Annotated in this window: 17 protein-coding genes; 11 read left to right on the forward strand and 6 right to left on the reverse strand. The window is 44.5% G+C overall.

Going from position 1 to position 17,516, the window contains the following annotated elements; translation table 11 throughout:
• Positions 1-48 precede the first annotated feature (48 nt).
• Entirely contained in the window at positions 49-588 is a 540-nt protein-coding gene (locus tag AC5ELV_RS19930) for a GNAT family N-acetyltransferase (RefSeq protein ID WP_493431561.1), read from the forward strand.
• Between the two features lie 99 nt (positions 589-687).
• On the opposite strand, the gene AC5ELV_RS19935 is transcribed toward AC5ELV_RS19930, so the two are convergent.
• The 4 genes from AC5ELV_RS19935 to AC5ELV_RS19950 all read right to left on the reverse strand — a co-directional run bounded on the left by AC5ELV_RS19935 (position 688) and on the right by AC5ELV_RS19950 (position 5,613).
• Positions 688-3,234 (reverse strand): ABC transporter permease, encoded by a 2,547-nt coding sequence (locus AC5ELV_RS19935; protein WP_493431562.1) that lies wholly within the window; start codon positions 3,232-3,234, stop codon positions 688-690.
• Positions 3,231-3,908 (reverse strand): ABC transporter ATP-binding protein, encoded by a 678-nt coding sequence (locus AC5ELV_RS19940; protein WP_493431563.1) that lies wholly within the window; start codon positions 3,906-3,908, stop codon positions 3,231-3,233. The genes AC5ELV_RS19935 and AC5ELV_RS19940 overlap by 4 nt, the downstream gene beginning before the upstream one ends.
• 108 nt (positions 3,909-4,016) lie before the next feature.
• A complete protein-coding gene (locus tag AC5ELV_RS19945) occupies positions 4,017-4,934 on the reverse strand; it encodes a sensor histidine kinase (RefSeq protein WP_493431564.1) in 918 nt (305 codons plus the stop codon).
• Between the two features lies 1 nt (position 4,935).
• A complete protein-coding gene (locus AC5ELV_RS19950) occupies positions 4,936-5,613 on the reverse strand; it encodes a response regulator transcription factor (protein ID WP_307353592.1) in 678 nt (225 codons plus the stop codon).
• 324 nt (positions 5,614-5,937) lie between these two features.
• Between AC5ELV_RS19950 and AC5ELV_RS19955 the strand changes: the two genes are divergently transcribed.
• The 7 genes from AC5ELV_RS19955 to AC5ELV_RS19985 all read left to right on the forward strand — a co-directional run bounded on the left by AC5ELV_RS19955 (position 5,938) and on the right by AC5ELV_RS19985 (position 11,912).
• Positions 5,938-6,891, forward strand: coding sequence for an ABC transporter permease (locus AC5ELV_RS19955; RefSeq protein ID WP_025721924.1), 954 nt, complete (start codon positions 5,938-5,940; stop codon positions 6,889-6,891).
• The gene (locus AC5ELV_RS19960; protein WP_493431565.1) at positions 6,881-7,831 is read left to right on the forward strand and encodes an iron chelate uptake ABC transporter family permease subunit; all 951 of its coding nucleotides are present in this window, start codon (positions 6,881-6,883) and stop codon (positions 7,829-7,831) included. The genes AC5ELV_RS19955 and AC5ELV_RS19960 overlap by 11 nt, the downstream gene beginning before the upstream one ends.
• Entirely contained in the window at positions 7,825-8,583 is a 759-nt protein-coding gene (locus AC5ELV_RS19965) for an iron ABC transporter ATP-binding protein (protein ID WP_493431566.1), read from the forward strand. The genes AC5ELV_RS19960 and AC5ELV_RS19965 overlap by 7 nt, the downstream gene beginning before the upstream one ends.
• A 12-nt stretch (positions 8,584-8,595) precedes the next feature.
• Positions 8,596-9,576 (forward strand): siderophore ABC transporter substrate-binding protein, encoded by a 981-nt coding sequence (locus AC5ELV_RS19970; RefSeq protein WP_493431567.1) that lies wholly within the window; start codon positions 8,596-8,598, stop codon positions 9,574-9,576.
• Between the two features lie 33 nt (positions 9,577-9,609).
• A complete protein-coding gene (locus AC5ELV_RS19975; protein WP_493431568.1) occupies positions 9,610-10,353 on the forward strand; it encodes an alpha/beta hydrolase in 744 nt (247 codons plus the stop codon).
• A 170-nt stretch (positions 10,354-10,523) separates the two neighbouring features.
• Complete coding sequence (locus AC5ELV_RS19980; RefSeq protein ID WP_493431569.1) at positions 10,524-11,435, forward strand: aldo/keto reductase; 912 nt, start codon at positions 10,524-10,526, stop codon at positions 11,433-11,435.
• Positions 11,436-11,585: 150 nt separating this feature from the next.
• The gene (locus AC5ELV_RS19985; protein ID WP_025721930.1) at positions 11,586-11,912 is read left to right on the forward strand and encodes a thioredoxin family protein; all 327 of its coding nucleotides are present in this window, start codon (positions 11,586-11,588) and stop codon (positions 11,910-11,912) included.
• Between the two features lie 128 nt (positions 11,913-12,040).
• Here the strand turns inward: AC5ELV_RS19985 and bacA are convergent, their stop codons facing one another.
• Complete coding sequence (gene bacA / locus AC5ELV_RS19990; protein WP_493431570.1) at positions 12,041-12,838, reverse strand: undecaprenyl-diphosphate phosphatase; 798 nt, start codon at positions 12,836-12,838, stop codon at positions 12,041-12,043.
• Between the two features lie 125 nt (positions 12,839-12,963).
• Entirely contained in the window at positions 12,964-14,334 is a 1,371-nt protein-coding gene (locus tag AC5ELV_RS19995; RefSeq protein WP_165149474.1) for a hemolysin family protein, read from the reverse strand.
• Positions 14,335-14,558: 224 nt separating this feature from the next.
• Here AC5ELV_RS19995 and AC5ELV_RS20000 point away from each other — a divergent pair, with 224 nt between their 5' ends.
• From AC5ELV_RS20000 to AC5ELV_RS20010, 3 genes are all read left to right on the forward strand, one after another.
• Positions 14,559-15,359 (forward strand): DUF1836 domain-containing protein, encoded by an 801-nt coding sequence (locus AC5ELV_RS20000; RefSeq protein WP_307353602.1) that lies wholly within the window; start codon positions 14,559-14,561, stop codon positions 15,357-15,359.
• A 204-nt stretch (positions 15,360-15,563) separates the two neighbouring features.
• A complete protein-coding gene (locus tag AC5ELV_RS20005; protein ID WP_493431571.1) occupies positions 15,564-16,505 on the forward strand; it encodes a glycosyltransferase family 2 protein in 942 nt (313 codons plus the stop codon).
• A gap of 39 nt (positions 16,506-16,544) precedes the next feature.
• The gene (locus AC5ELV_RS20010; protein WP_053326118.1) at positions 16,545-17,498 is read left to right on the forward strand and encodes a glycosyltransferase family 2 protein; all 954 of its coding nucleotides are present in this window, start codon (positions 16,545-16,547) and stop codon (positions 17,496-17,498) included.
• Positions 17,499-17,516 lie beyond the last annotated feature (18 nt).

Genomic DNA, 17,516 nt, shown 5'->3' on the forward strand with positions numbered 1-17,516 from the left:
ATAGCCCAATATAGATAGAATGAATTTAATATTAAAGGAGTGTACTCGATGTATACGGATAAGGATTTAACGATTAGGTCTGTTACAGAAGGAGATCTACATGCCCTTTGGACGTTAACTTTTAAGGAAGAAGCACCGGAATGGAAGAAATGGGATGCACCTTATTATGAACATAAGCCACTTTCTTTGGATGATTATTTAAAAGAGAAGGAACAGCGAATCGGACAAGATGACTTTTGGATCATTGAAGTGGAAGGCAAGGTCATTGGATCAGTGAGCTATTATTGGGAGCATCAACCTTCACAATGGCTTGAAATGGGGATAGGTATCTTTGATTCGCAGTATTGGAGCGGTGGGTATGGTACGAGGGCGCTTCGACTATGGATCACTCATTTGTTTAATACATTGCCTCTAGTAAGAGTGGGTTTTACAACCTGGTCAGGAAACCATCGGATGATGAAGGTGGGGGAGAAGCTGGGCATGACCCTCGAAGTCAGGCTTCGAAAGTGCAGATATTATAATGGAGAGTATTATGATTCGATCCGAATGGGGCTTTTACGGGAAGAGTGGAGTCGTAACGTTCTGTGAAAAAAACCTTTCTAGGCATAAAAAGATGACCTCTGAATGTGATCAGGAGTCATCTTTTTGACGCTCATGGGTATTTTGCTTGCTTATTTTTAGGTGCAACTACTCTGATTCTCGAAGTCGCTCCACAATACTTTGTTTGTTATTCATAGAATAGACTGCTACTGGTATCAGTATCCCAAGCAAGAACAGTAAAGGCAACAAGACTAGAAGTGGCCAAAGTATAAAGTGATAGCTTAAAAGCCATAGCAAGCTGCAAAACGGTTTTACAATCAAAAGAGAAAATAAGACTGCCAATAGAATAGAGGTCAGGCTGGTGGCGCAAACATAATACAGTCCTTCATAAATCAGCATTCCCCGCAATTGCCGTTTAGTCATGCCTATGCTCTGCAACATAGCAAATTCATTGCGCCGGGTCAGTATGCTGGTTAAAATTGCATTTACAAAGTTCAGGATACCTATCAGGCCAATAATCAAGCTAAGCGTGCCACCGATCAACTCAACAGTGGTTTGCATACCTGATAAAGCGTCCTTTGATGTAATTTTGGATTCGTAGTTCATCATCGGTTCGATTGTTTCAGTATAGCTCTTCAAAAAGTTCTGCATAGATGTTTCTTGATTAGAGGATACATTAAAGGCGTAGCTCATCACAGCAGGCTCTTTTACAAGTGATTTGTATATTTCCGCCGGGAGGTAAAAGCTATTATAGCTCGAAAGGCGATTCGAATTGGTGGATTTGATACCCACATGGCCAAGCACTGTAAATGTTTGTGTTATATACTCTCTACCCAATGGAGCATCATCTGCTGTTCTCACATAACTATGCAAAGTAACGGTTTCGCCCACTTTATGATGAATGCTTTCCATGTAAGGCTTGTCGTTATCGTTCAGTTCGACTCCCTCCAGGATATACTTACCGGAAGCTAGTTTCTTAAAATCAAGCTCGCCATCAATCAATTGCAGCCGATGCAAGGGTAAATCTTCGAGCCCATACACGTCTACAAGGAAGTTGCCGCGAGCGTCAGTGTTCTGGGTATCATCCGTGATTCCCTTTGTATTCTCGGCCGTGAAAGCTGTTGGGTCACCGTACAATCGACCGCCTTCTTCAAAGCCTGGTTGTGCCTGTACAGCCTTAATAAAACTTTCGGTGGTCCCATTTTCTTGCCCACTAAAACTGGTGGGAACCTGGAAATATTCAGCATGGGCAATGAGAAAATCGGTATCATTAAATTTGGCTAAAAATTTATCCATATCAAAGCTCCGAGACAGCGTGAATGCAGTGTTCAGAAGGACCAAGCTTAAAGAAAGACTAATAACCACTAGAACGGTGCGTTTTTTATTACGCCCCAAATTGGAACGAGCCATGAGGTGGATTTTTGCACCTCCGGTTGATTTTTTCAGCCTGCCATTGCTCTTGTTTATCCCACCTGTGTATCTGACTGCTTCTACCGGCGATACGGACGAGGCAACTCTGCCTGGCTTGAAAGTGCTGATCATTACGGTAATGAGTGCGAACAAAGCCGATCCTATAAAAATCCATGGGTTGGGGGATACCGATACCTCGGTACCGTTATATACACTCATATTTATGATAAAAGGCACGAGCGATTTACCGACAAAAAAACCTGCTATCAATCCGATCGGGATTCCTAGCGCTGATAGAATCAGTGCTTGTCTACGAATAATCCGGCGGATCTGCTTGCGAGTTGTACCGATCGTCTTTAAGAGACCGTAAAAACGGATATCTCGCATCACTGATATTTGGAAAATATTATATATAATTAAATAACCGGTAAACATGATTAGTAACAGGGCGGAAGTTAACGCTATGATTGTCTCTGTATCTAAACTAAAATTGGTCGAGATGTATGACCAATTTACATTATTCGCGATATAGTTTGGTGCATCTTCGTCAAGCGAATAACCGCTTTCGGTAATCACTTTATTGAGCTTTCCTCGCAAATCAAAACTATTATCGAACATCATATACGCACTAATGGTTCCTGTATGGAAGTGATCCTTTTTATAGTTGCTTTGTAATTCCTTAGTATGAGCATCAATATAGGCTTTAGAAGCGAATATTTGTCCTACGTTAACCACAGGATCACTTCTCCACCAGCCGGAGAGGACAAAATCACGCTGTACTTCTTTACCTCGTATGTTAAGCTTTAGTCTCAAGGGTGCTCCAATTTTTTGTGGAACATTCAATAGCTGCAACGTCTTGGAGTCTGTGATCACTTCATTTTCCGCCACAGGCTTGCGTCCCTCTTTAAGCTCAATAAAACCAAGCTTCATCCCTACATCATCGTAATACCAGAATTCCGTATGGCGTTTTAGGAAGTTATCGTTTTTAACTCCGTCGCTTAATATACGGTTATAAGCTATTTCCTTGATCAATGGATGATCCTTGACATGATTAAATTCGTCATCCGTTATATATTTAAGTACGGCATGTCCATCTCCACCGGCCTGGCGCATGGTCGCCCGTTGTAAACTTTCCACAGCGCCAATCCCCATAGTGAACAGTGTTGTAAATAGCAATGAGGTTAGTGCTATGGCAACAATAGCAAAGAGGTTACGGGCTTTGTTTACTTTGAAGCTCTTATCTGCCAGCTTGCGGATTACGCTTTTGTTCTTTACCTTGATCATTTACCTTCACCGCCGACCATTTTACCGTCTTCAATTCGGATGATCCGGTCTGCCATTTGCGCAATTTCCTCGTTGTGGGTAATCATCACTATCGTCTGGCGGAACTGTTGGCTGGATACTTTGATCAATCCCATCACATCCAGACTGGTTTTACTGTCCAGGTTTCCGGTGGGTTCATCTGCCAAGATAATGGCGGGCTTGGCTGCCAATGCTCTGGCAATAGCTACACGTTGCTGCTGTCCACCGGAAAGATTGTTTGGCAGATTATTCATTTTGTGGTCAAGACCCAAGGTATGTACAATTTTATCTATATGGGCTTTGTCTGGTTCTTTACCATCCAGTTCAATAGGAAGCACAATATTTTCGTAGACATTCAAGACAGGCACCAGGTTGTAATTTTGAAAAACAAAGCCAATCTTTCGTCTGCGAAAAATAGTCAATTCTTCGTCTTTTAATGTAAAAATATCCTTACCATCAATTGTAACGTTTCCACTTGTCGGACGATCAAGTCCACCTAGCATATGCAGAAGGGTAGATTTGCCGCTCCCGGACGTACCGACAATAGCGACAAATTCTCCGCTTTCCACCTCCAGATTCACACCGTCTAAGGCATGAACAGCAGTATCTCCATGACCATAATGCTTCTTTAATGCCTGAGTTTTCAATAGAGCCATATACGTTCTCCTCCACAAAAAAAAGTCTGGATCGTAGTTATCTACAGTACAGACATTAACACACTAATCTTTCTACAATCTTTCTGAAATCTAACGGTGTTGAAAGAATTACTTGTCTATGGGAAGAAAAATAGAGAAGGTGGAGCCACTGCCGTAGCGTGATCGTACCTTGATGTAACCACCCTCCGCAGCGATGATTTCTCTAGCTAAAAACAGTCCAATTCCTACACCCTCCTGCGAGTGAACAGTGGGAGAGCGATAGAAGCGGGTAAAGATTTTACCTTGTTCTTCTTCTGCGATACCTATGCCGTTGTCGGTAATATCAATTCGGCAAAACAAATCGTATGCGATCATATTTATGGAGATGCTCCCGTCGGTTTCTGTATATTTCACAGCATTGTCCATAATATTGTAGACTGCTTCGGTCGTCCATTTCAGATCAAAGCAAGCATAAATCGTTGTATTCTCCACAACAACCGAGATGCCTTTGGCAACCGCTTTCGGCATCATTTGCTCCAGTGCAGCATTAAGCAGCTTTTGAACAGATTCCCTCCTTGGTGACACCGTGATAATCCCCGCTTCAAGTTGTGATGTTTTCAATAATGCCTGGATAAGAAAGTTAAGCTTTTCTGCCTGAGTGGAGAGGGCTTTCACACAAGTGGACGCATCCTGTGATAATTCGTATTCACTAAGCAGTTGGGAATACAGCAGGATATTAGCCACAGGCGTTTTCGTTTGATGTGAAATATCAGAAATAAGCTCATTTATTTTATTCTTTTCGGCAAGCAGATTTTTGGAGGAAACGGTACAAATGGAAAGAAACCGTGCCAGCTTTGTCTCTACTGCAGATAAAACGGATTCGTCGAAAACACGCTCTGAAAAGTTGCCATCTATTGCAGTATCAATCATTTCCTGAATGGTTTTCATGGTTTTATGTACGTTTTTGCGATATAGAAGAATAGCAGTCCCGACAGCGAATAAAGCAATAATGGTAATTCCCATACATATGTAATTAAGTACTGCCAAATTATCTCACCGCCCATGTGTAGCCAATACCATAAACCGTCTTAATGTATCGAGGAGAAGAGGGCGATTCCTCCAATTTATCCCGCAGCCTTTTTACTGTAACTGACAAGGCATTTTCACCTACATATTCAGCTCCATCAGTCCAGATGCTATCTATCAAATGATTGCGAGAAACGGTATTGCCTCGATTATCGACTAGGATACGCAACAATTTTTGCTCAGTTTTACTTAATTCAATGAGTGTATTATTCTTAAAAAATTCCATTTTGTTAAAAGAAAAAGAAAAACCATCAAGCTGAAAGGAATCGGCAAGTGGATACCTAGCTCTTTTTAGCTGAACGCCGACTCTTGCTCTCAGTACCATAAGACTGAAAGGTTTGGTGATATAGTCGTCAGCACCCAGCTCAAAACCAGTGACGACATCTGTTTCCATATCATTCGCAGTCAGAACGATGACGGGTATAGTTGTTTTTTTTCGTATATCTGTTAAAAGATCAAGCCCGTTTCCATCTGGTAAATTAATATCAAGAATGACTAAATCAAAAGCAGTGATGTTCAATTGTTCTTTTGCAGCAGCAATGTCATACGTTTGTGTAAATACGTTGTTAGGTTCTTTAAGAGCAAGAACAATACCGTTACTCAAGGCGATATCGTCTTCGACGATTAGTATGTGATTCATCATTTTCCTCCTGTTTTTTTGATTCATCAAGTTAATGAATCCCGAATTCCAAGAACTGCTTACAGTAAAAATAGAAAAGAGGGCCCTAAAATCTTCCACCTCTATTTTACAGGATATTGCTCTTATTTGCTCATTCACTCTTCAGACTATTCAGGTTTTGCTAACACCTTTTTTGACATGGCTTATTCATTGCAAAAAATTTGACAGATACAATATCACTGATATAATTTATGCTAGTTGATTTTGATAATCATTATCATTATTGGAGGGGAGGACAGGGCCGAAGCTTGGTGCAGGTTATTGGACAGGCTCCCTTAGTTAGAGATGAAATTGCGTTATTTAATACTGGCTTTTCTGGTACTGGCCTTCGCCTCGGTTTTTATTGGTGTTCATGATGTAACTCCACTTGATGTGTTCCACTTAACCAACGATCAAGCGCAGGTACTCCTGATTAGCAGATTCCCACGTTTGATCAGCATCATTATCGCAGGAGCGAGTATGAGTATCTGTGGGCTCATTATGCAGCAGCTTACCCGGAACCGATTTGTTTCTCCCACCACTGCAGGGACGATGGATGCAGCACGATTGGGTGTGCTGATGGCTATTATGGTGTTTGGAGCGGCAGGATTTTGGACGAAGATGCTGACGGCTTTTGGATTTGCTCTAGGAGGAACACTGATTTTCATGAAGATACTGGATAAAATCCGTTTCAAGGACCCGGTATTTATCCCACTTGTCGGTTTGATGTTTGGAGGCATTTTAAATTCGGTAACGACCTTTTTTGCTTACAAATACAATCTGATCCAGGGCATTTCTTCGTGGATGCAGGGGGATTTTTCTCTAATCATGAGTGGTCGCTACGAGATGCTATATCTTAGTGTTCCTTTGGTTGCGCTGGCGTACATATATGCGAATCGTTTCACAATTGCAGGCATGGGCGAGGATTTTGCGGCCAACTTGGGTGTACATTACAAGCGCACCGTCAATGTCGGGTTGGTGATCGTGGCTTTGGTTTCCTCTGTTGTCATCTTAACGGTCGGGACGATTCCCTTTTTGGGGCTGGTTGTACCCAATCTGGTCAGCATGTATATGGGGGATAATCTAAAAAAAAGCCTGGCCCATACAGCGATCCTGGGCGCCGTTTTTGTGCTGTTTTGCGACATTTTGGGACGGGTGATCATTTATCCGTATGAAATTTCTGTAGGGCTTACGGTTGGTGTGATCGGGAGCGCGTTGTTCTTGTATTTGCTGCTGAGGAGAAGGGCTTATGAATCCTAAATTAAAAATCGGAATATTAGCCGCTGCCGCGCTTGTGTTGATTGCTGCTTTCGTGTTTATAGATCTTCCGCATACCTGGCATTACGCGCTGCCACGACGATTGAAAAAGATCGCAGCCTTCATTCTGACAGGTGGCTCCATTGCTTTTGCAACCGTTATTTTCCAGACGGTTACGAATAATAAGATTTTGACTCCGGGTATTATCGGACTGGATTCACTGTATATGCTGATTCAGACGACGATTATTTTTGCATTTGGCTCCGTACCCTTCATTTCGACCAGCAAAGAATTGAACTTTTTGCTGTCGGTGGGGCTGATGGTGCTGTTCGCAGGACTGCTATACAAATTAATTTTCCGCAAAGACGGACGCGGGATCTATGTACTTTTGCTGATTGGTCTGGTGTTCGGCACGCTGTTTAACAGTCTGTCTACCTTTATGGAGGTACTGATTGATCCGAACGAATTTGCGAAAATCCAGGACAAGAGCTTTGCTAGCTTCAGTAACGTAAATACCGAGCTATTGTGGCTTTCTGTATTCATTCTTGTGCTCGTATTCGCTTATGCGTGGAGATTCATCAAGTATCTGGACGTGCTGTCGCTCGGACGAGAGCATGCGATTAATTTAGGGCTCCCTTATGGTTTTATTATCAAAAGGCTGCTGGTTATCGTAGCCATACTCATTTCCATTTCTACAGCGCTTGTTGGGCCGATTACGTTTCTCGGATTAATTGTGGCCAATGTGGCTTATCAGGTGATGAAAACCTATCAGCATCGTCTTATTATTCCGGCCTCTATCTGTGTCAGTGTCATTGCGTTGGCAGGATGCCAACTGCTGGCAGAAAGAGTGTTCGACTTATCGACAACGGTCAGCGTCATTATTAACTTTATCGGGGGGGTGTACTTCCTGTACCTTTTGCTGCGGGAGAATAAATCATGGTAGAAGTCAAAAACGTATCCAAACGCTACGGGAATAAAAATGTGGTGGATCAGGTATCCGTCACTGTACCTAAAGGTACGATTACCTCCTTTATTGGACCTAACGGCGCTGGAAAAAGCACCTTGTTGTCGATGATCAGTCGCCTGACTGACAGTGATGAGGGAGAAATCCTGATTGACGGGCAGGCCGTGAGCCTGACGAAAAGTGAGGAGCTAGCCCGGAAGATATCTATTTTAAAACAGACCAATGATGTCAATATTCGCTTAACCGTGAAGGAGCTGGTCAGCTTCGGCCGTTTTCCGTATTCCAAAGGCAGATTGAACAGCGAGGATCGCAAAATGGTGGAGCAGTCTATGGCCTACATGGGACTGGAAGATATGAAAGATAAGCATATTGATTTGCTTAGTGGGGGACAGCGACAGCGGGCTTTTATTGCCATGATTTTGGCTCAGGATACAGAATACATTCTGCTGGATGAGCCGCTGAACAATCTGGACATGAAGCATTCGGTTCAGATTATGAAGACGCTGCGCAGTTTGGTGAATGATCTCGGCAAAACGATTCTGGTCGTGCTACACGACATTAATTTTGCATCCTGCTATTCAGACTATATTGTAGGAATGAAGAATGGCAGGTTACTAAAACAAGGAACGGCTGACGAGATGATTGATAGTCAGGTATTAAAGGACTTGTACGACATGGATATTCCGATTCAACAGATCGGTGACCATAAAATTTGCGTTTATTTCACTTAGGGGGAATGTTAAATGAAGAAAAATATGATGTTTTTAACGCTGATGCTTGCATTGGTACTGATTGTGTCGGCCTGTGGCAAAGCAGCTCCGGCAACACCGGAAGCGACTGGAAACGGCTCCTCTGCTGCAACAACGGAATCCAAAACTATCTCGGTCAAACACGCACTGGATGAAAACCCGGTCCAAGTCAAAGTTAATCCAAAAAATGTCGTTGTCTTTGATTTTGGTTCATTGGATACGCTGGATAAGCTGGGTGTTGACGTTGCGGCAGTAGCGCAGCAGGATCTTCCTACGTATTTGAGCAAATATAAAGATTCCAAATATGCAAGCGCGGGCACGCTGTTTGAACCGGATTACGAGAAAATCAGTGATTTGTCTCCTGAACTGATTATCATCGGCGGCAGACAAGCTGATGCATATAAAGAGTTGAGCAAAATCGCACCGACCATTTCGATGGCTGTAGACACCAAAGATTATATCAATTCCTTTAAGAAAAACGTTGAAACCTTGGGTCAAATCTTCGACAAAGAGGAAGCTGCCAAGCAGGAACTAGCTGCGATTGATAGCTCCATCAAGGCCGTACATGACAAGGCTGTAGCGAGCAAAGCTAAAGGACTGATCGTGCTGACGAATGAAGGAAGCCTGAGCGCATATGGCTCACAATCCCGCTTCGGTATCATTCATGATGCTTTTGGCGTAACCCCTGTAGATCCTGGCATTAAAGTATCCACGCATGGACAAAAGGTTTCTTTTGAATATGTACAGCAAAAAAATCCGGATTATATTTTTGTTGTTGACCGTGGGGCTGTGGTGGTCGAAGAAGGCAAGGAACAGGTTACAGGTAAACAAACCATTGAGAATGAACTGGTGAAGAAAACCAATGCATTTAAAAACGGTCATATTGTATACCTTGATCCTAACTTCTGGTACCTGTCAGGTAATGGTCTTGAATCCGTATCTGAAATGATCAAGGAAATGGATGCTGCACTGTAATAAATACATTCACATCATGGAGGACTGTGTAGGATGAAAGGTCATGTAGATGAAATTCCATTAGATGGGTACCTTGTGCACGTCTATACACCTCCCATCTCCATGAATCATAATGAGCTGTATCCTGTGCTGTATGTGCAGGATGGCAGCTCTTTATTTCTAAGCGGGTTGGATGAGCTGGAAAGAGGTTTTTCTACGGGAGAGCTGCCCCGTGTCGTGCTGGTAGGGATTCAGCCTGTAAATCGGCTGGATGATTATACACCTTGGAAGGCAGCTCCTTTAGTAGAAGGAAGACCTGCTTTTGGTGGTGGCGGAGATGCCTATCTGGCGTTTGTGGTTACAAAAGTAATGCCGTACGTTGAGGCAAGATATCCAGTGCACACTGGAACGGAGTATACGGGCATCATCGGCGCCTCATTGGGCGGATTGATTTCCATGTATGCCGTATTCAAGTATAAGGATGTATTCGGACGCATCGGTTCGATCTCGGGCTCGTATTGGTATCCGGGTATGATCGATTATATGCAATCTGCATCTTGTGCAACTGTGAGGGATGGGGCACAGCGCTTTTATATATCTGTAGGGACCCGTGAAGGTGAAGGGAAGACGAATGTACAAAAAGATATGGTTCCGCTGACTCTCCAGGCACACGAGGTGCTGAGGACACAGGGACTGGATGCAAGAGATGTGCTTCTTGAGCTGGATCAGGATGCGGTGCATCGTGTGGATTGTTTTCAGCGTCAATTTCCTAAGGCCGTCCAATGGCTGTTCGGATAGTACGAATTTATTACGAATCGTATACAACAACCTCAAAGGATTGGAGAGTGTGGAGTCTCTATGCCTTTGGGTTGTTTTTTTTGTATGTTTTTTTCGTATAATAGAATCAATTTCATAAAGAAATTTTAAAAATTTAAAGTTATACGTTATTGGAAGTGAGGGGAGTACATATGAAAAAAAACCGCCTGGGATCTTCAGATCTGCTGGTAGGTGAGATTGGCTTGGGATGTATGTCGGTCGGTACGGATGAGCAGCAAGGTGTTTATTTGATTCATGAAGCGCTCGACAGGGGCGTAAACCTGTTGGATACGGCCGATTTGTACCAGCACGGGCGCAATGAAGAAATTGTGGGGACAGCAATCCGTGGGCGGCGGCAGGAGGTCATCCTGGCGACCAAGGTCGGCAACCGGCGTATACCGGGGCAGGAGGGCTGGGGATGGGACCCATCCAAGGAATATATCCTGTCTGCTGTTAAAGAGAGCCTGCGACGCCTTGGAACGGACTATATCGACCTGTATCAGCTGCACGGAGGGACCATTGACGATCCGATAGACGAAACGATAGAGGCTTTTGAGCAACTACAACGGGAGGGCGTCATCCGGTATTATGGTATTTCCTCAATTCGCCCTCATGTCATCCGTGAATATGTCAAACGCTCGAATATCGTCAGTGTAATGAATCAGTATAGTTTACTGGATCGGCGTGCAGAGGAGGAGGTACTGTCTTTGCTTCAGGAGCGGGGAATTAGCGTGATTGCACGTGGGCCTGTGGCTAGTGGTGTATTGGCTGACGAAGGGGAAGGGAAGATAGCCAAGGGATATCTAGACTACGAAGAAGCAGAGCTGCTGGATGTGCGTAAGCAATTAAGGGCATTTGCAGGGGCGGACCGTAGTATGGGTCAGACAGCGATCCGTTATAGCCTGTCTCATCCGACTGTCGCTGCTGTGATCCCGGGTACAAGCTCTTTGGGACAATTGGAGCATAATATTTCTGCTGCGGATATTGCACCGCTAACTCAACAAGAGCGGCAGGCGCTACAGCAAATTAGCCGAGCCAATCGTTATGATGCGCAATACCGCTAATCCGACCAATAATCGGACAAGCGTCAAACATGTACCCATCCCAGTTGCAATTTATAAAAGAATCATTACAATATAGGAATAAGCCTCGGTTTATAATTCATATGTGAATATGGAGACGTTTTGTAAATACAACCTAGGAGGGACCAACGAATGGAACGCATCGAATCTCAGCAGCAATATCAGGATTTAATTAACGGTGACGGTCTAACCGTCGTGAAATTTGATACAACCTGGTGTCCGGATTGCAAGACACTGGATAAATTTATGGACGGTATTATTGAGGAAAACGCGGATAAGCGTTTCTTTGCGCTTGATGCGGAGAAATTCCAGCCGATTGCCGACGAAAATCAAGTGCGCGGCATTCCGAGTCTGCTCGTGTTCCGTAATGGTGAAAAAATTGCTCATTTGCACAGCAAATACGCTAAAACGCCAGCTCAAATCTCGGAATATTTGACTACGCTGGAATCCAAACAATAATCAGAACGCATGGTAGGGATCGTTCAGTACGATCTATCTTTTCTGCAAAATAGTAAAAGGGATATCCAAGGACTGATCATTCAGACCCTGTGGATATCCCTTTTTAGTTATTGGTACCAAACGATGGCTTATAAAATAATGAAAAAGAACACAGCCGCCAGCACGAAGCGGTAAATGGCGAACGTAGTCAGGCTCAAGCGTTTGAGCAGACCGAGGAATGTTTTGATCGCCAGCATCCCGACGACAAAGGCAGTAACAAAGCCAGCTGCGAACACTGGAAAATCACTCATAGACAGATGATCCATACTTTTGATCATATCAATACCCGATGCACCCAGCATGACCGGAACCGATACGAGGAATGTAAATTCCGCGGCTGCCGTATGACTTACACGTGCGAATAGGCCCCCAGACATGGTTGAGCCTGAACGGGAGAAGCCTGGCCACAGAGCTAGGACTTGGAACACACCGATGGTAAATGCTTGTTTGTATGTGATCTCATCCAGCGTATGTGATCTAATAGGCGGATGAAATTTTTCAGCTGCGATCATGAGCAGGCCCCCGATCACCAAACTGTATAAAACCGTTTCAGGACCAAACAGGTATTGCTTAATTACATCACGGAACAGTACGCCAATTAGCCCCGCTGGGATCATAGCTAAAATAATATGTAACAGGTTTAGACGTGGCTGACTCGAGACTTTGCGTCTGAAATCAAACAGGCTGAGGAATCTGCGCCAGTATAATACGACGACTGCCATCACAGCACCTAATTGCACGATAACCTCAAACGTTTTGACCGTATCATTCTCTGTGTTTAATCCTAGAAGATCAGCCGTAAGGATCATGTGACCCGTCGAAGAGACCGGCAAAAACTCTGTCAGCCCTTCAATAATTCCCATAATAATAGAAGATAAAATATCCACTTTACTAGCTCCTCCTTACACGCGTGCAGGGCAAACGACCTAAGCCGTTTGCCCTGGAAATATGTCATTTCAGTAGGAGTGAACACAAGTGTCAAGTGCAAAGATAAACGCTCAGGTCACACGGTTCACTCCCGGGAAGAAGTGTCCGATTCTGCTTCCAATTCAGATGCGGGGGATGTGTGGTGTAAAATAATCTCCACCCGACGAATACGATTTTTACCCATTTCACGAATGATAAATTTCACATCTTCTTCTATGAATTCCTTGCCCTGTCTAGGTTCCGGAACCCGGCTATACACCCACCCTCCGACAGTATCCACGTCTTCATCGTCCAATGTCAAACCAGTCAGATCACTCAGATCGGAAAGCATCACTTTACCATCCATCAAATAACTGTTCTCCGTCAGTTTCTCGATTTCCTTCCGTTCATCCTTATCAAATTCGTCCCGAATTTCGCCAACAATCTCCTCCAAAATGTCCTCGATGGTAATGAGGCCGGAGGTTCCACCGTATTCATCGACGAGGAGAGCGATATGAACCTGCTCCTTCTGCATACGTTTCAGCAGTGTGTTGACGGGGATAACTTCCGGAACGGTCAAGATCGGTTGAATCAGGCTGTCGAAAACAAGCTCGGGATTGCGATCATACTCAAGGAATAGCTGTTTGGTATTAATCATACCAATGATCTGATCCTTGCTATCTGTCGCCACCGGAAAACGAGTATACTGCTCTTCGTGAATAGTCAGCATGTTTTCTTTTAGCGAGCGATTCGTAAACAAGCATACCATATCTGTACGTGGCACCATAATTTCCTTGGCAACGGTCTCGTCAAAAGCAAAGATACGATTTACGTAGCCATATTCGGTGTTATTGATCTTACCACTTTCCACGCTTTCGGACAAAATGATCTGAATTTCTTCCTGAGAGTGCGCTTCTTCATGCTCACTAGCCGGTTGAAGACCAAACAGACGAACCAGACGATTGGCCGAGCCGTTAAGGAGCCAAATAAACGGATACATAATCCGGTTAAACCACACGATGACTGGAGAGGTTAACAAACTGACAGCTTCCGCCTTGCGGATCGCCAATGTTTTGGGAGCCAGTTCGCCGATCACCACGTGCAGGTAAGTTACAATGACGAATGAAATAATAAAGGCCAGGATATGCGAAAAATCCCCATTGATGTTGAGCTGTTGAAAGAGAGGCTCCAGCAATTTGACTACGGTCGGTTCACCGAGCCAGCCGAGTCCCAACGCTGTAATCGTAATACCAAGCTGACAGGCGGACAGGTAGCCGTCCAGATTATTGACGACTTTTTGTAGCGCCAGTGCGTTTTTACGGTTCTCCACGACCAGCTGATCGACCCGGCTGGAACGGATTTTAATAATCGCAAACTCGGTAGCCACGAAGAAAGCACTAAATAAAATCAACACCGCAAACAAAAATAGACTGACACCTATACCCATATAATTTTCACTCATCCCTTTTTCGTTCAATTTTTTAAGGAACTCCATTTTAAGTTCACTTGAACTTATTTTAAGAACTTAAAAGGAAATATACAAGGTTCATATGGAATCGTAGCAGGTCACCTACCTCCAATTTACACGGAAAATAAGGCATAATAGAACCCGCACGTCTCATTGCTTCACTTTACAAGCCTAGTTTGAGGGCGTATGATGAGTTCAAATGAACTTGAAATGTAATAAAGGGAGGAAAGCAGATGGAGTCTTTTACCCTTACTCGTCGTGATATGGCCCATTTGCTGCTGGCCATGGAAGGTCGCCGCGAATTGCAGCCTTTGGCCGTTCTGCAGGACGCCTGGAGGCGCACTCATAGCCATCTCGCCCGCTCCGGGAGCACGATGCCGACATTTTTATACACCGACGTGACACCTGTGCTAGATAAAATCATCAAGGGTAAGCACAGCGCAGCCTTTTCGCTGCAGGAGATTGTTTCCCTGGGTCAACTGGTCGAATACAGCCATGTGTCACTGGCATCGATGCAAAATTGGGTTAAACGCGACTTCAAAGAATTTCTCGGCGCTCCGAAGATCGGCAAAAAATACTCGGTCAACCAGGCAGCTATATTGCTCATTGTGGAAGATTTAAAATCATGTCTTGATTTTGAATCCATTCGTCAGCTATTTCATATCCTGTTCCAACAACCCGAAGATGATACAGACGATCTGATTCAGCCGGTTGATTTGTATGCCGCATATTCAACTTTGTTTGAGGAGCTGGATGCGAACGGAGACCAACTGCTTGATGTGGTAGCAGCAGGCTTTGCAAAAGACAACGGAATTTCTGTTACAGGACAGCAGCGTCAGGAAGGTGCGACAGAGGAGCTGCTGGTGCAGGCGGCTGATCAATACACCCGTCGTTTACAGCATTTGACCCCTAACCAGTGTGAAGCGGTGCGTAATACTTTGCTGGTGGCAGCAGTAGCGGTGCAAAATAGTTATTTTTTGTCTATGGCACGTCGGTATGTGAATGCGACGTTGTTTCTGGACTTCCAAGGGTAAATCAGGATTGGCAATAGAAGCCAATCCTATTTTTTTGCTCTTTTTCGAGGATTGTCTACCCTTTTGGAGACTGAAAAAGTATACAAAAGAGGTATATACACTAAAACGCTGTCAAAGATACAATAAACATATATAATCCAGCAATTGGGAAAACTTTGAATATCTCTTCCAAAGCATCTGGATACACACACAGGAGGTAATGGCATGTCCGATGTCTCCATCATCATTTGTACCCGCAACCGGATCGAAGACCTGACACGCTGTATACAATCTATTGCAGTACAGCAGCAATTGGAGCATACGGCTGTAGAACTGCTGATTGTTGATGACGGCGATATTTCCGACCAACAGATCGAGCAGTACCGTCACATGGTATCCGGATTGCCTCAAAGCGTTTTGAAATATTATAAAAAAAGTCGTCCCGGCGTTTGGTTATCCCGCTATGAGGCCTTGTCTCTTGTACGGTATGATATTGTGCTGTATTTTGACGATGATGCAGAACTGGACGATAAACTCTATATCCGGCGCTTGCTCGATACCTATGATCAGGATGAAACGATTGTGGGTGTTGGAGGGATTGCAAAGGGATTACATTCGAGCCGGGCAGGAAAGCTGCTGGGCGTTTTGACATTTCAGATGTCTTCATCCCTGGGCAAGCTCTCGCCTAGTAGTCTGGCAGGTTCTTTGCTGCGTTGGGGCGAAGCAACTGAGATTTTCGATACAGAATTCTTTCATGGCTGCAATATGTCCTTTCGTAGGGATGCGCTTCGGGATATGAAGCCGTATCCGTGGATGACCAGTTATGCTGTGGCTGATGATTTGTACATGTGCCAGTTGGCGAGCCGTTACGGCAAATTGGTTATCAATCCTAACTTAACCATCATTCATCATGAATCTCCAAGCTCGCGCGATAAGGCGGGCAAAGTAGCCAAGGCTACAGCGATTAACCACTATTATTTTCTTGCCTTGAAAAAGGCTGGAGTGATTCAGTATGGAGCCCTTTTATGGACCTTATCCTACTTGATGTTCAAAGAAACGTTGCGTCGCAATTTTAATGCCGCAGATGGATACAAGCAGGGGGTGTTGTTCATTCTGAACCCGCGCAAGCAAAAATATAACGAATATTTGGGCCCGGCGGTTCAGTAATCCGTTTTATACACATTGACAGGATAAAGGGGGAGTATGATGTTAAGCTTGTCCATTGCTCTGTGCACCCGAAATCGGGTTGACGATCTGACCCGATGCATTAATTCAATTGCCATTGGGGGAGCACCGGAGGCATGTGAAACCGAGCTATGGATTATTGACGACGGAGAACTGCCGAAGCATGTGCTGGAACGTTATGAGCGTCAGTTAGGCAGAGCGGGAATTACCTACCGATATCATCGCAAGGAGCAGCCGGGATTATGGTTATCTCGTGTAAAGACAGCTGAGCTTGCGCAGGGTGACATCATTTTGTTCCTTGACGATGATGTTGAGCTGCCGAGCAACTATTTGAATGAGTTGATGCGTACCTATGAGGCTTACCCGCAGGCCGCTGGTGTCGGTGGTATTGCACAAGGAATGAGTAACAGCTTCATGGGAACGATTCGATGCTTGCTGTCATTCCAGCAGTCTTTGTCCAAAGGGAGGTTGTCCCTCAGCGGTCAGTCCGGCTCGATGTATAACTGGCATAAGGCCAAGAAGACGTTTAGAACCCAGTTTTTCCATGGCTGCAATATGTCATTTCGCCGTGAGGCGATTCGCAGTCTGGAGCCGGTACCTTGGTTGCAAAGCTATAGCGTAGGCGAGGATTTATTACTTTCGCGCATCGCGATGAAAAGCGGTCCGTTATACATTAACCCGGCGCTTACGCTGCTTCATCACGAATCGCCGTCCTCGCGCGACAATATGGAGCAGGTTACTTATATGCGGGTGATGAATCATATTCATTTGCTGCGTGACGAGGGATCTGGGCCGATCGGTTATGCAGCACTATACTGGACGACGTTGTATCAGATTTTGAGAGAAAAGCCCAAGAAAAATCATACTGCCATTCAAGGCTATAGAAGAGCGTTGAAAGCGATCTTTTCAAGTCCAAAGGAGCCTGTTGGCGGGGGGCAGTTGCCTGAACGCAATTCCAAAAAAACGGTAGGATGATGGAGGTGCGTCAAAAGA

It is taken from the genome of Paenibacillus sp. NMA1017, from assembly GCF_058895805.1.

What these genes read in the sequence shown, in the direction of transcription:
- AC5ELV_RS19960 (WP_493431565.1), top strand. Translation starts at nt 6,881, where the DNA reads ATGAATCCTAAATTAAAAATCGGAATATTAGCCGCTGCCGCGCTTGTG.
- AC5ELV_RS19980 (WP_493431569.1), top strand. Translation starts at nt 10,524, where the DNA reads ATGAAAAAAAACCGCCTGGGATCTTCAGATCTGCTGGTAGGTGAGATT.
- AC5ELV_RS19970 (WP_493431567.1), top strand. Translation starts at nt 8,596, where the DNA reads ATGAAGAAAAATATGATGTTTTTAACGCTGATGCTTGCATTGGTACTG.
- AC5ELV_RS19975 (WP_493431568.1), top strand. Translation starts at nt 9,610, where the DNA reads ATGAAAGGTCATGTAGATGAAATTCCATTAGATGGGTACCTTGTGCAC.
- AC5ELV_RS19985 (WP_025721930.1), top strand. Translation starts at nt 11,586, where the DNA reads ATGGAACGCATCGAATCTCAGCAGCAATATCAGGATTTAATTAACGGT.
- AC5ELV_RS20005 (WP_493431571.1), top strand. Translation starts at nt 15,564, where the DNA reads ATGTCCGATGTCTCCATCATCATTTGTACCCGCAACCGGATCGAAGAC.
- AC5ELV_RS19940 (WP_493431563.1), bottom strand. Translation starts at nt 3,908, where the DNA reads ATGGCTCTATTGAAAACTCAGGCATTAAAGAAGCATTATGGTCATGGA.
- AC5ELV_RS20000 (WP_307353602.1), top strand. Translation starts at nt 14,559, where the DNA reads ATGGAGTCTTTTACCCTTACTCGTCGTGATATGGCCCATTTGCTGCTG.
- AC5ELV_RS20010 (WP_053326118.1), top strand. Translation starts at nt 16,545, where the DNA reads ATGTTAAGCTTGTCCATTGCTCTGTGCACCCGAAATCGGGTTGACGAT.
- AC5ELV_RS19955 (WP_025721924.1), top strand. Translation starts at nt 5,938, where the DNA reads ATGAAATTGCGTTATTTAATACTGGCTTTTCTGGTACTGGCCTTCGCC.
- AC5ELV_RS19965 (WP_493431566.1), top strand. Translation starts at nt 7,825, where the DNA reads ATGGTAGAAGTCAAAAACGTATCCAAACGCTACGGGAATAAAAATGTG.
- AC5ELV_RS19930 (WP_493431561.1), top strand. Translation starts at nt 49, where the DNA reads ATGTATACGGATAAGGATTTAACGATTAGGTCTGTTACAGAAGGAGAT.
- AC5ELV_RS19950 (WP_307353592.1), bottom strand. Translation starts at nt 5,613, where the DNA reads ATGAATCACATACTAATCGTCGAAGACGATATCGCCTTGAGTAACGGT.
- AC5ELV_RS19935 (WP_493431562.1), bottom strand. Translation starts at nt 3,234, where the DNA reads ATGATCAAGGTAAAGAACAAAAGCGTAATCCGCAAGCTGGCAGATAAG.